General features: G+C 50.6%; 7 protein-coding genes. All 7 read right to left on the bottom strand.

Going from position 1 to position 14,672, the window contains the following annotated elements; genetic code table 11:
* Nucleotides 1-4: 4 nt before the first annotated feature.
* Complete coding sequence (locus MHH60_RS16565) at nucleotides 5-2,299, bottom strand: glycoside hydrolase family 3 N-terminal domain-containing protein (RefSeq protein ID WP_038568801.1); 2,295 nt, start codon at nucleotides 2,297-2,299, stop codon at nucleotides 5-7.
* The gene (locus MHH60_RS16570; RefSeq protein WP_036684927.1) at nucleotides 2,296-3,219 is read right to left on the bottom strand and encodes a carbohydrate ABC transporter permease; all 924 of its coding nucleotides are present in this window, start codon (nucleotides 3,217-3,219) and stop codon (nucleotides 2,296-2,298) included. Before MHH60_RS16570 ends, MHH60_RS16565 begins: the two co-directional genes overlap by 4 nt.
* Before the next feature lie 24 nt (nucleotides 3,220-3,243).
* Nucleotides 3,244-4,149: an ABC transporter permease gene (locus MHH60_RS16575; RefSeq protein ID WP_282579979.1), complete on the bottom strand. Its 906-nt coding sequence runs from the start codon at nucleotides 4,147-4,149 to the stop codon at nucleotides 3,244-3,246.
* A gap of 124 nt (nucleotides 4,150-4,273) precedes the next feature.
* On the bottom strand, nucleotides 4,274-5,776 hold the full coding sequence (locus tag MHH60_RS16580; protein ID WP_076138454.1) for an ABC transporter substrate-binding protein: 1,503 nt from the start codon (nucleotides 5,774-5,776) through the stop codon (nucleotides 4,274-4,276).
* Nucleotides 5,777-5,951: 175 nt separating this feature from the next.
* Nucleotides 5,952-7,472 (bottom strand): response regulator transcription factor, encoded by a 1,521-nt coding sequence (locus MHH60_RS16585; protein WP_076138455.1) that lies wholly within the window; start codon nucleotides 7,470-7,472, stop codon nucleotides 5,952-5,954.
* Nucleotides 7,465-9,288, bottom strand: coding sequence for a cache domain-containing sensor histidine kinase (locus MHH60_RS16590; protein WP_076138456.1), 1,824 nt, complete (start codon nucleotides 9,286-9,288; stop codon nucleotides 7,465-7,467). Before MHH60_RS16590 ends, MHH60_RS16585 begins: the two co-directional genes overlap by 8 nt.
* A 178-nt stretch (nucleotides 9,289-9,466) precedes the next feature.
* Nucleotides 9,467-14,521 (bottom strand): endo-beta-N-acetylglucosaminidase, encoded by a 5,055-nt coding sequence (locus MHH60_RS16595; RefSeq protein WP_081389173.1) that lies wholly within the window; start codon nucleotides 14,519-14,521, stop codon nucleotides 9,467-9,469.
* Nucleotides 14,522-14,672: the final 151 nt, after the last annotated feature.

Raw genomic sequence — 14,672 nt, forward strand, 5'->3', positions numbered from 1 at the left:
GTCTTTACCCCCTCACCGTCAAATCGGTGCTCAGTGTATCATTTACATGCTTACCCACCAGCACTTTAAACGCTCCTGGCTCTACAACAGGTCTTAAGTCCGGTCCGATATATTGCAATTGCTCCGGTCCTACCGTGAACAACACGGTTTGCTTCTCACCCGGAGCCAACTTAATTTTGTCAAAAGCCTTCAATTCCCTCGCGGGACGGGTGACCTTACTGGCGACATCGGAAATGTACAGTTGCACCACCTCTGCGCCCTCACGGTCTCCTGTATTCTGAACGTCCACGGAAACTGTAGCCGTCTCCCCAGCCGCAATTACTTCCGGCTCCACCTTCAACCCGGAGTACGCAAATTCAGTGTAGCTAAGCCCGAAGCCGAACGGATATTGAGGCTGGGAATCGGCCTCCAGATATCTTTTGCCACGGGAACGTTTGCCGTTGTAATAGACCGGGAGCTGGCCCACATGCTTCGGCACGGATACAGTCAGCTTCCCGGACGGGTTCACATCGCCGAACAGGATATCCGCAACAGCGTGCCCGCCTTCTTGGCCTGGATACCAGGCTTCCAGAATGGCATGTGCATGCTCGTCAATCCATGGCTCACTCACCGGACGGCCGTTAATATAAACGACGATCACAGGTTTGCCGAGCTGATGAACCCGCTGGATCAGTTCCAGCTGCACTCCCGACAGGGTCAATGTCACCCGGTCAATGCCTTCGCCGCAGTCCATATCATTCCAGGCATTCTCCGTCACCTTGGACGCGCCTGTCTTGAGATCAATACTGCCTTCCCCGAAATCGCGTGCACTGGAGCCGCCGACGACCATAACAACGGTATCGGCCTGCTCTGCACAAGCGAGCGCGGCTTCAAAACCTTCGCGCGAATCGCCTTTGATCCGGCAGCCCGGTGCATAGAGCACCCGCTCCGGCTCTGCAGCCAGCTTGCTGCGGATGCCGCTGAGCACGGTCGCTACCTTAGCCGGAGGCTGCGGTGAGGTATAATCGCCGAGCTGGTTATACCCGGCATCGGCGTTAGGGCCAATGACGGCGATCGTGCCGGCGGTCTTGGACAATGGCAGCACACCTGCTTCATTTTTCAGCAGGATGATGCTCTCGCCCGCCACTTGCCGGGCCAGATCTTGATGCGCTTTGCTGCCGATGACGCGTTCAGCCGCATCAGGATCAGCGTATGGCTGCTCGAACAGGCCCAGCCTGAACTTGAGCGTCAGCACGCGGCGGACCGCACGATCTAGCAGTGCCAGGTCCAGCTTGCCTTCACGAACGGCGGCCACCAGGTATTTGCCGTACATTTCCCCGGACATCTCCATGTCGATGCCGGCTTCCAGTGACTGCACAGCTGCATCCATGCCATCTTCAGCCACATCATGCCCAGAGGCCAGCATCTCGATAGCTCCGCAGTCGGTAATGATTAGACCCTCAAACCCCCATGCTTCGCGGAGTATATCCTCTAGTAGCTCTGTATTTGTCGTGCAAGGCACGCCGTCTATTTCGTTATAAGCAGGCATAATGGAGACTGCACCCGCTTCGACCGCTTTTTTGAAAGGCAGCAGATCCACTTCCAGCAGTTCACGCCAGCCCATGTGCACAGGTCCGGCATTCCGGCCGCCTTCTGAGCTGCCGTATCCCACAAAATGCTTCAGCGTAGCCCCCACGCTGCCGCCGCTCTGCAAGAATTCCCCCTGCAGACCTTCAACGGCCGCAACCGCCATCTCGCTGATCAGGTAAGCGTCCTCGCCGAAGCACTCCTCGGTGCGGCCCCAGCGGGGATCGCGCACCACATCCAGCACCGGCGAGTACGTAACCGCGCCGCCCTGACTGCGTGTCTCCAGCGCTACGGCGCGGCAGACCTCACGATACAGCTCCACATTCCATGAGCTGCCCAGCGACAGGGGCACCGGGAATACGGTGGCCCCGATCGCCATGTGGCCATGCGAGCACTCCTCGCCGATCAATACCGGAATGCCCAGCCGCGAATGCTCCAGCACATACCGCTGGAGCGTATTCACCGCTTCCGCACCTTCACGCGGAGACAGGCCAGTGGCCAGCGTCACACCGGTCCACGGGTCAGCGCGCAACATCCCGTAAAGCGAGCCCACGCCGCCCCCCGCAACCTTCTCCTTGAAGCTTTCTGTCAAGGTCATCTTACCGTCTCTATGTTCATAGGCCTGCCAGCCGAAAGGCTGAATCAGCTGGCCGGCCTTCTCTTCCAAAGTCATCAGTCCGAGCAGATGCTCCGCCCGTTCTTCAGCAGGTAAATTCGGGTTTGTATAACTCATTCTTTAACAGCCCCTACAGTAAGACCTTGAATGAAATAACGCTGGAAGAACGGATAAGCAAAAATAATCGGCCCTGTCGCCAGCACGACCATCGCCATCCGCGATGTATCCTGCGGCATGGAGCGAAGAGCTTCCAGACTTAGCGAACTGTTCTGGGAGTTCTGTAAAATAAACTGCATACTGGTCTCGATCCGCATCAGCATCGATTGCAGCGGGACTAAATTCGGGTTGTCGATGTACAGCAGCGCATTGAACCAGTCATTCCAATAGCCGAGGGTGCTGAACAAGGCAATCGTAGCCAGACCGGGCAGTGATAAAGGCAGTACCAATTTCAGGAAGATACGGAACTCGCCCGCCCCGTCGATTTTGCCGGATTCGATTATGGCATCAGGCACACTCGTGCTGTAGAAGGTGCGCAGAATCATAATGTAAAAAGCATTCACCGCCAGCGGCAAAATCAGCGCCCAGATCGTATCCTTCAGGCTTAGAAACTGCGTAACGATAATATAAGTCGGCACAAGTCCACCGTTGAACAGCATGGTAAAAAACGCGAAGAACGAGAAAAAATTGCGGTAACGGAAGCTTTTCCGGGAAATGGCATACGCATAAAAAGCGATAAACAAAAGGCTGATGATCGTCCCGATCACCGTTACAAAAATCGTCACACCATAGGAACGCAGCAGCATATCTCCGGATTCAAACACATAACGGTATGCGCCGAGACTCCATTTTGCCGGAATCAGCTTATAGCCATCCCGCGCCAGCGCCACCTCATCGGTGAAGGAGATGATCACGACGAACAGAAACGGAAACACGCACAGAAACGCAAAGATGCCGGCTATCAGATTAAAAGTGATATTCCAGGGCGTTGAGAGATGGTGGAAATCACGTTCTTTTTTAGTCTTAGTAATGGAAGACATATGGCCCACTCCTTTCATGAGGTTCTAGAACAAAGCGCTATCCTTGTTGTATTTGCGGACAATATAGTTGGAGGTCATGACTAGCGTAAAGCCGACAACCGATTGATACAGACCTGCGGCAGTACTCATACCAATCTCACCTGTTGTTTTGAGGCCTTGATAGACATAGGTATCAATAACATTCGTGACACTGTAGAGCGTACCGGAATTACGAGGCACCTGGTAAAAGAGACCGAAGTCGGCGTAGAAGATTTTACCGATGGCCAGCAGGGTCATGATCGTAATAATCGGACTCAGCAACGGCAGTGTAATATTGCGAATCTGTTGGAACTTACTAGCTCCGTCGATCATCGCCGCTTCATACAGCGACTTGTCGATCCCCATAATAGCTGCGAGATAAACTACGCTGTTGTAACCAACCGCTTTCCACAGATAGACTAAGATCAGGATGAACGGCCAGTAGGCTTTTTCCGAATACCACTGAATTGACTCTGCGCCAAAAAAGCCCATGATCTGGTTCAGCATCCCGCGTTCGGAGCTCAGGAAACTAAATGCAAAATAGCCGACAACGACCCATGACAGGAAGTAGGGCAGGAACATGCCGGTCTGATACACTTTGGCCAGCTTCTTGTTCACAATCTCGGACAGCACAATCGCCATCAGAACCGACAAGATCAAGCCAAGCAGGATAAACGCTCCATTGTAGAGCAAGGTGTTGCGGGTAATGATGTACGCGTCATTGGTGGTGAACAAAAACTTGAAGTTGTCTAACCCCACCCATTTGCTGTTGATAATACTCGCCCAGAAGCCGTCGCGGCTAAAGCGGTATTCCTTGAAAGCAATAATTGTCCCTATCATCGGCAGGTAAGAGAAAAAGAGAAACCAAAGCGCACCTGGTAAAACCATGAGCAGCATAATCTTGTTATTCATAATATTTTTTATAAATCCGCTGATTGTCTTCACACTTAGATCCCTCCTGTATGTCCTTATATTTCAAAAAAAGACCGGGTCCAGAGGCCACGCCCCTGCCCCGATCTTCTCTTACGTTGATGTTTTACTTGTTGTTGGACGCTTTCCAGGCATCAATTTGCGATTGCGCTTCAGCGATAATTTTGTCCAAACCAGCTGCCTTGAATTTCTCAATAGCTTTCGGTAGATACTCGTCAGGATCAACGGTTCCAGTCATTAGTGGTGACCAGTATTCTTCTTTTACGTTCTGAACCGCAGCGATTTCAGTGGTCACCTTGGAAGTGTCGAAGTTAAAACCAAGCAGCGGTGCATTTACACCGGATTCATTAAACTTTTTGAACTCTTCCCATTTGTTCTCAGGGTCACCCTCGTTCAAATAGTTGATCATGATATTGCCCAGCGAGAAGGTTGGCATGTCATAGTTCTTGGATTCATCCAGGTTCTTCATGGAATTCTCACCAGTCTTCTCGTAGTGCACGCCTTCGATTCCGGAGTCAATCATGTTGCGCAGCACCGGATCGGTGTTGAGCAGGTTCAGGAACTCCATCGCTTTCTCCGGATATGCAGAGTTAGCCGAGATGGCTTGCATCGAACCCATAACAGACCAGTTGTAGATGTAAGGTTTGCCAGCTGGCGTGGAAACTACAGGATAGCCGTAGCTTGCCGACCACAGATTGTCCGCCATCGGCTGGGTAGCCGCGCGATCCATGAACCAGTTCGAAGATTTATATAGATCATCCACCGAAGTTGTAGTTGCTACTTCCGGCGAGATATAACCTGCCTTGTAATATTTGCGAACGGTTTCAAGTGTGCTTTTGAGTTCTGGGGATTCCAGAATGTTCACGATCTTGTAATCCTTCGTGTCCATATAAACAGCCATTGGCATCTTTTCAATGATGTAGTCGAACGGCAGTACTGGCATGAAATCCTTCACCATAGCGTAAGGCGTGATGCCCGGTTCATTCTCCTTGATCGTCTTCAGCAGTGGTTCAATGCTTTCCATTGTGTTCACCCCGGAAATGTCGAGGTTATATTTGTCGAGCAGCTCTTTATTGAAGCGCCAAACTTCTTGCGCCGGAAGCTCTTTGTTGGCAGGAACGGCATAATTATGTCCATCTACCTTGGAGCCTTCCAGGAACGCCGGATCAATCGTTTCTACGATGCCTTTTCCATATTCATTAAGCAGGCTGTCCAATTCCATAAAAGCGCCTTTGCGGGCATTTTGCACATAATCGAACGCCCAGGAGCACGTAAAGAGAATATCCATGGGTTCACCAGCGGCTACTTTGACCTGCATTTTTTGTGTATAATCGCCAAAATCAATCATATTCATCTTCAGGGTGACATTTATCTTCTCTTTAGTGTACTTATTGACTTCTTCCAAGACACGGTCCAGATCCTTCTGCGGTCCGCCGATCGTGTACCAGATCAGTTCGACCGGTTTCTCGGATGATGCACCGTCGCCGCCCGCTCCTGAACTGTTAGTTGCCGCGTTGTTTGAATCGCCGCCACATGCGCTGAGCGCAAGCGAGAATGCCATAAGTGATGTCAGTAACAGGGAAAACCTTTTTCTTTTGTTGTTGCCCATTCCTGTATAACCTCCCCTTTGTTTACCTCAAGATCGCTGGCCTAATCCGGAATTAAACCAGCAGCTTTCTCCTTCAAGGACTATCTTTACTGTAATTTATGAAAGCATTTTCAAACAGAAGATAAACTAAATAAATCATGTAGAAAATAAAGAAAAAGCTTGCAGCGGGGGTCCGCTAGACAAGCCCTTTGTACTCCGTAGGAGATATCCCGACATGCTTCTTAAATTGTTTGTAAAAATAGCCGGTCTCCCAATAGCCTACTTTGAGAGCGATTTCATGAACTTTAAGTGAGGTATTCCGCAGCAGCTCCTTCGCCTTCTCAATCCGGTATTTATTGATATATTCGGTGAATGACTCATTCACCTCTTTATGGAACAGCTGTCCCAAATACACCGGGTGAATATGGTATTGAGCACCAAGGGTCTTCAGTGACACATCTTCATTGTAGGACTCATGGATATAATTCAGCACCTGCTGCACGACTGGACTCTTTACGTCCCGAACTAAGGCGTCTACCGTAATGGTAGCGGCTTCCTGAATAATCTGAGTCAGTTCATTTATGGAAATTGTGGAGCGAATGAGGCCAAAACCGTCTGCGAAAAGCTCCGGTTCTTCCACATGACGGATCTCCTGCAGCTGCATCTTGAAGCGGATCAACCATTCCATGGCAATGCCTTGCAGCAGCACAGGTGTAATTCCCTCCATCTGCCGCAGCTGCTCAAAATGATCCTGGATCCGCACCAGCAGCGCTTCCTTATCCTTCGCCATAATCAGCTTGAGATCATCTTCCCAATTCAGCGGCATACCTTGGACAGCAACCTCATGCCTGTCCTGAACTTCCTCATAATGCAGCAGATTCCGCTCTGGAAACAGCATGAAATATTCCTGAGTCATCTTTGCATGGGCATAACTCTGAGCCGCCGCCTCCTCCATCTCCTCCACCGTTCCTACGGACAGACGCATTGGCGGACCGCCAGTTAGGGATAACAGCAGCTGCGCATGAAGCCTCTCCACCGCTTCTTTACCCTGCTGATACTCACTAAGCAGATGCAGCAGCACGGTATCTCCATCCATATCCCGGAATGCAATCAAAGACGGGTTACCGCCTACAACCTCTTCCACCGCCTGAAATAGCTCGGCAGCGTCCTGTTCAGAGCGAAGCAGGGCCACCTGCACCAGCGGCTTATCTAGTCTAAGTCCCAGAAAATCAGTCCGCTCACTGAATTCCTTCGGCCCAATCTGGCACCGCAGCCAGCGGTACATCACATTATCGCGTAGAATGGAAATACTATGCGCATTGAATTGACTCTCTTGACGGGAGACACCCAGCTTCTCGGCGGCAGTCACTAGTGTTGCCCGGAACTCTTGCAAATTAATAGGCTTGAGCAGATAATTTTCAATGCCGAGCGCCATTCCTTCCTTAAGATATCCAAATTCATCATAACCACTGAGGATAACAACTTTGATCTCCGGCTGGATCTCCCGCACAGCCCGGATCAAATCCAGCCCGTTCATCAGCGGCATGGAAATATCCGTAATCAGTATATCTGCTGGAACAAACCGCAATGACTCCAGCGCTTCTTGGCCGTTCTCGGCGTGGCCGACAATCTCCATCCCCAGTGCTGCCCAATCCACAATGTCATATAATCCTTCGATAATAAAAGGCTCGTCGTCCACAATGAATATTTTATACATGGTTTGGATCATCCTCTCCCAGATCGGGAAAATACACAGTCACGGTTGTGCCGGTACCCGCTTCGCTTTGTAATTCAATGCCATACTCACTGCCATAAAGCAGCTTCAAACGTTCATGAATACTGCGCAGGCCGAATGATTCCGATTGTTCATCTGGCTGCAAAAGACCTTCTTTGAGCTGGACCAATCTGTCCGGGGAAATCCCCCGCCCATTGTCTGTAACTACCGCACGCAAATATTGGCCATCCTTGGCCACAGCCACACTGATGTGATTATCATTCTTGTCCACGCGCATCCCATGTAGAATGTAGTTTTCAATGATGGGCTGCAGCGACATTTTGAGTACAACTCTTCCGGTAAGCTCTTTCCCGCATTCCATTGTATAAGAGAATTTATCCTTATAACGGATGCGGAACAGCTCCAGATATAAACGGCAGGCCTCTAGTTCATCCTTCATCGTATGCTTGGGTTTCTGGTGAACATAGCTTTTGAACAACACCGACAAGCTGTAGATCATCTCCCCGACGTCTGATGCCCCTTGAGAGATTGCCCTCATCCGGATCACCTCCAAGGTATTGTAGAGAAAATGTGGGTTTACCCTGGCTTCAAGCGCGGCGATTTCGGTATGTTTTTGCTTGATTTCAGCCTTAAACACACGGTCTATATGAAGATTCAGCTCATCCAGCATGTCGTTGAAGCTCTTGGAGATCTGCCCCAGCTCGTCTTCTCTGACATCGGTAATCCGGGCATCCAGGTCACCGTTTTTCACTTTGCGGGTGAACTTGATAATTTTATGAGTCCGTCTGGCAAAATTATTGATAAATAAAGTGGGTGTAATAATTGCAAACAACAGGCAGATCAAGCAGATGATGAAGATCATGTTCCGCAATCCCCTATAGGTGGCGGCTAATTCCTGCTTAGGTACAGCACTCAACACAGTAAATCCGCCTTGGGTGTGAGTCTGCTTAGTAATGATCATTCCGCCAACTTCTTCACCATCTGTATAAGCAGAATTCATCTGCTCGGGATAAGGATAGCGCTTTCCATAATAGGTGCCCGAGGTATCAAATAACACATCCCCATCCGCTGCCAGCACCAGAATCTTTCCCTTGAAGTCATCCTTATAATTGCCCATACTCCCCCAGACCTCGCTGGCATCAAAATAGACTAGAAGCTGACCAATGTTGCGCAGTGATATCTTGTTATTGACCGGGGAACGAACCGTAAACATCGGCCCCTCCGGAGATGAGATCGCCTGACTGACCCAAGTGTTTGGAGCGGTGACACTGCCTTCCTCCTCCAGATACAGCGCATCCGGTACAAAAGAGTGGGCTGCATTAGTGGAAATAATCTGAAATTTGCCTTGGTCGTTATAGACATACAGCTGCTGCTCAGCTGCACTGTAGAGCATTAAACTGCGGATATCAGGATCATCTTCAACTTGATTGCGAAAAAACTGCACGGTATCCGTCGTAGCATTACTTTCGTTGAAATAGCGGTCCAGCCGGTACCTCACGTAATCTTCATACGGATGCTCCAGCAAATACGACGTATTAGCAGTCAGCTCCGTGTCCCGGTACACGTCACGCATCATAGACTGTACAGAGTCATATTTCTGCTCAATATAGCTATTGATGCTCTCCACGGTACGTTTCTGAATCTCCATCTGCCGCTGCACTACAGCCTGAGACATGAGCAAGAACATCAGGTAGGAGAAGGTGATAATGGTGACCACGGCAATGACTGAGAAGAGCAGGATGATTTTCATAAACAGATTATTCTTCAGATACTTTCTGTACAATTTCCCCGGAAACATCAGCAACCTCCTACAGCAGGGGGAAGACTAAGCTTCGCTGCTTGTCATTATGGATAAAGTATAGCATGAGGTGCTTCCTGCCTGTGGCTGGTAAAAGCTTGCAATCCTCCGCCAAGCAAAGACAGTCTGCCCATGGAGCAAAGGGCTCCTTGGGCAGACCGTGGTGGGGCTATATCATCTACCGGATGTAATTCAAGATGAACTGCGCAGCCTCGGCACGGGTGGCCAAGCCACCGGGAACAAAATTCCCGTCCGTGCGGCCATTCAACAGACCCAGTGATGACGCAGCATTCACGCTGTCTGCCGCCCAGGCTGCTACCTCATTGGAATCGGTAAATGTTGCCGGAGCTGATGACTGAAGCGTTCCATGCTCCAGCACATAGGCACGCATTAGCATAGTGACAATCTCCTGGCGGCTGATGTTCGCACTCGGATCGAAGTGCTCAGCAGTGCGTCCGCCTACAATACCTGCCCGGACCAGGCGCGCCAGGTCCTGCTCATACCAGACACCAGAAGGCACATCACTAAATTTCAATTCCGCCTGATCTTGCAGTCCCAGCACGCCAGCCAGCAGCTTCACGAATTCTGCTCTTGTAATACTGCGGGCGGGTTCAAATCCATTTTCGGAAGTGCCTTGTACCAGATGTTTAGCCGCCAGCTGGCGGATAGTGTCCGCAGCCCAGTGAGTAGACGGAACATCAGCGAAGGATTTATTGTACTCCAGCACAGCCAGCCTGCCTGTTCCGCTAAACTCCCCTTGCAGGAAGCCATTCGCGTACACTCCGCCGAGATAGGTAAGCGAACCCCCTTCAGCAATAGCATATAAACCAAGCAAATTAGTATTATAATCCGTATTTGTTGCACTCCATTGTAAGGTTACTGGTTTGCTGAAGCTTGGAAGACGGCTAGATGTGCCATTTCCCGCGATGATGCTCAGATCAAACGTCATACCCGTACCCCGCAAGTCCACCCCACGCTCTGCTTTCAGTGTGCTCATGTTCAAAGTCTCCGGGCTGAGCTTCGCCTGAATCTTGCCGCCTGAAGCTTGGGCTTCATTAAGCAGAGCCTTCAATTGCACCAGCAATTCCGGCGCAATACCAAGTGTGGTTCCCGAGGCAGCCAATTCAAGTTGATGGATCCCTAGCAATTCACCTGCATTCACAGGCAGCTCAATAGCTGTAACGCCTGCCGGCACATTTACCGTCACTTTGCCGTTCTCAGTAGATGTACTGAGTGCACTTGCTGGAACTGTCAAAGTTGTGCTAGTAGGACTTGGAAGCGGCGTTGCTGTCGCTGCCGGAGTCGTCCCACCAGTTCCCATACCTGTCCCTGGAGCCAATGTCGGCTGCGGTGTAGATACAGGAGTATTGTGGACCTTGAAATCAATAGTTCCGCTCTTTTGAACAGCCGTATAAGGGTGGCCATTCAGTATTTTGGTGTTGGTGACTACGGCCGTGTACTCGCCGCTGTCCGTTTCTTTTGCAGAAGCAATCGTATAATCACGCTCCACAGCACCTTCAATGGCCTGCCCGTCTTTCAACCATTGGTAGCTTAACTCGCCATAAACTGCAGAAGCTACTACGGCAAAAGACACCTTATCACCTACAACTGCCGGATTCTTATCTACGCTATTAGAGGTGATAACTGGCGCATCGGGTGCCGGATGTACTGTCACCGTAAGTTCATTACCGGTTCTTGTTGAAGGCTCCGTTCCCTCTTTTCCAATCAGAACCACACGGAACTGCGTACCGCTGTCTGCTTCAGAAGCTGTAAACGCGTATACCGCCGAAGTCACGCTCTCCACCACAGTCCATTCCTCTGCGGTTGCTGCCTTCGTCTCCCAGCGAATTGATTCCACATCCCCGCGGATCTGTACGAACAGCTTCACTTCTTCACCCATAATGACATCAAGTGCAGACGGAAGATCGGTTATGAAATCAGGCACTTCCCATGGTGCTTCAGCCGGAGTTACATTAAGTGTGTACTCTGCTTCACTGCTGCCACCAGATTCATTGGTGACGATGACCTTGTACTTATCGCCATCCATCACTGTAGTCAAAGCAGGGATAGTATAGGAGGCGGACATTCCCAACGCATCTCCATAACCGCTGCCTGTGTCCGCATACCAGGCATAAGTCAGCTGCCCTGCGCCAGTGGCAACTGCCGTTAGTGTCGCGGACGTATTTTCACGAAAGGAGCCTTCCCCTACGATCTTCACCTTTGGAGCTTGCAAGGCCCACTTCGCCTGTAAGTTCAGTTCACCGGTTATTAGATCTTCGGCAAAATTCCATCTTCGCGCACCTTCACCTTCTCCAACGTACCAGCCTTCCAGGTCATAGCCCTCTCTGGCAATACCCGTAGGCTCCAAGAGCAAAGTGCCATACACAGCCTCGGCCACAGTATTTGCTGGTTCACCCCCATTAGCATCAAAGAGAACGGGATAGCTGCCTTTCAGATAGACCGGTTTGGAGCGGTTGCCTGCATAATCCTCCATCACCACATGCACAACTTTTGCCGTCGAGGTAAAGCTTAAGCTCGCCTTAGTTGTCCGTCCACGGATAATCATCGGCTTATTGCCAGAGCTATACGTTGTGGCAAAAGATTTCGGATTCCCATCTTCATACACATACATATACCGCCAGTCTCTGGTATTCGGCATCGGCAGATTCAGTTTGCCGTCCGTCCAGGACCATTCTTCCGCGTAAGGTTCCGCGACCGTGTCGATGAACCGGCCGCTGACCGAGACTGGATCGGTGTTGCCTGCGGTAACGGTGACAATGTAATCATCGCCGTTTACCGGCATCCCCGTTAACAGCGCAGTGCTTGCACCTGCCGGGGCAACCACTTGCTGTGACACCGGTTCGGATGTCGTAATCCAATTCAAAGACTGCACTCGAACGGTAATGTCACCGGAAGCTTGGGTGGAGTTCGTCCAGTTCACAGTCAACTCCCCGTCCGCGCTTGAATCCACCTTCACTCCGGAAACCGCCGCATCCAGATCAAAAGCCAACGATGCCGCTTCACCCTCCACTCCATCCGCACCCACTGCAACCACTTTAAGGGTTCCAGATTTCACCGGGAGATGCTTCAGATAGAACACCTCATCGTATTTGCCGCCCATAAATACATCATTCACGTACACATTATATTGCTTGATCTTAGTGTAATCGGGATCTAGCTTCCACTTCACAACCATTTCACCTGTATCTGTAAAAGCTTCCGCAACTGCTAATTCCGCAGGAGCTGCGGGCTTTACGGCAGACCCGTCATAAACGCGCAGCTGTCCGACGTTCATCTGATAGGTGGACGCTGTTCCTTGCCCGGGATCGAAGACCAGTCCAAGGGCTGCAATATTATGACCCGCGTATGCACTCAAGTCCAACTCCTTTGTCACCCAACCTTCCGAGTGCTGACCACTGTTTGGAACAGCGACCTCTACTACGGTATTCGGATCATCAGCCAGGATGAGTCCTACCGCCATCGCCGAAGCATCCGTGGCAGATGGCTTATTGAAGCTGATCGACAGCTTGGAGTTGCCGTTGACCTCCAGCTCTGTTTTGTACAGACGTAAGAAGTTCTTCGCATTCAGATTGCCGTTCACCACCAGTGAACTGCCACCGTTATACGCACCGATCTGCTCATAGTTGTAACGGTTTGTACCCGCAAGGTTGTACTCCGGTCCATAATCAAAATCTACGGTAAGCTTATTGCCAGCAGTATCCTGCCACCACTGCCAAGTCACTGGGATATCCTGCAGGCTCATATTAGACCACTCATCCGGGTTCGATACTTCACCGTTCACGGAATAGGACAAGCCCTGTCCAGTGTTAAAGTTGGTGTAAAAGTTCTTGTCCTTAATTACCGAACGCTCCGCAATGACGGACGAGATTCCCGGCCAGTAACGGTTGTCGGCATAAACATCGGACACGGTATTGGTTGCCGATTTGACCGTATTCTTAGGGTCCACGTTCGGGCCTGACCACCATAGCTGCTCACGCAGTTTTGTCATCCATTGGTAGCCATTTTCGGATCTGTGCGAGACCGGGTAAGACAGGTTCATGTCCTCATCCAGACCGGCATGAACAAAGTCTGCACCGAGTGTAGCCAAGCTGAGCCGTGGCAAGCCATTGCTGTCCAGCTTGCTCATCAACGCTGTTCCGTTAACGGACTTGAACCGGTCACGGCCTGCTTCCAGCCCTGCAAAACCAACTTCAAACAAGTTGTAGCTTGTTCCCAGACTGGCATTCAGATTGCTTAAGTAATTAGCCGCGTTGGTAATCTGCGTATTGCCAGCCCCGTAGTCGAAGAAAAACGAATTGGAGACGGGTTCCTTGGTGCTTTTATCCACTAAAAAGGAGATATTGGTATCATTAATCGTCCGGGCGAACGTATTAGCACCGGTATTGGTGTTCAGCGAGTCGTACCACTGTACATACAGGCCGCCCTCTTGCAGCACCTTCATAAAAGCGGTGTAATCGGGGATATCCTGGGTCGCTACATTCGGATTCATCTCTTCCTGATTTACAAAATAACCGTCAAACCCGAAGTACCCGGCCATCTCGATCAGTTTATCCGCCACCGGAAAATTACCATTCTCATCTTTAACTATCATTTGTTTGTACGTCTGCTGTCCACGGTCATTATTGGAAAAAAAGATTCCCGCCAATGACAACACGCCGTTCTTATGCGCTGCATCGGTGTAGGTAGGGTTGGGGATGTTCAGCATGCCGAATTCGAACCATTTTTGCTGCCAGTCCTTCTGGGCCAATTCATCATAATATTCCGGCGGGGTGTACGCAGTCGCTGTACCGTGCCAATAGGAGTAGTAATCGATATATTGCCAAAAGTTAAAATGATACTGCGCAAACTTGTTCGTATACGGCGCGTTCTCAATAAAAGCATTCCCGTAGTCGCCAGCAACGTTGATCATCTGTGTATCTGCGCTAAGCGCTGGGTTAGCTTGGGTTGCAGCAAATGGGGCATTCCGCTTTTGCAGCGGCACCCGCGATCTCAACAGCTCTGCATCCGGATCGGTTGCCGGACTCCAGTTCGCAATATGGCTGCTCGTATATCCATGTACATTAGGCTGATTGGCACCCGGCGCACTGTCTCCTGTAAAAGGCCACGTATCGCCGGCGTAAGCCGTTAGGGGAAGTCCTGAAACTAGCAAAGCTGCCGCCAGAACAGCTGATGTCAGCTTACGACGCGCCTTTTTACCGGTGTGAAGGTTCATTTTCCACTCTCCTCGTCCTGTAGTTGTTTCGGTTACTCTCATCCATGAAGCGTAATGTGTCTCACTATGTCGCCGAACAGCAAGTAGATTACTTCTGTTGTCCCGTCCCTCTGCTGCTCCTACCCTCTTCTGCTTCTACTCTCTTCTGCCT

It is taken from the genome of Paenibacillus sp. FSL H7-0716 (assembly GCF_038002705.1).
Taxonomy (GTDB): Bacteria; Bacillota; Bacilli; order Paenibacillales; family Paenibacillaceae; genus Paenibacillus_AQ; species Paenibacillus_AQ odorifer.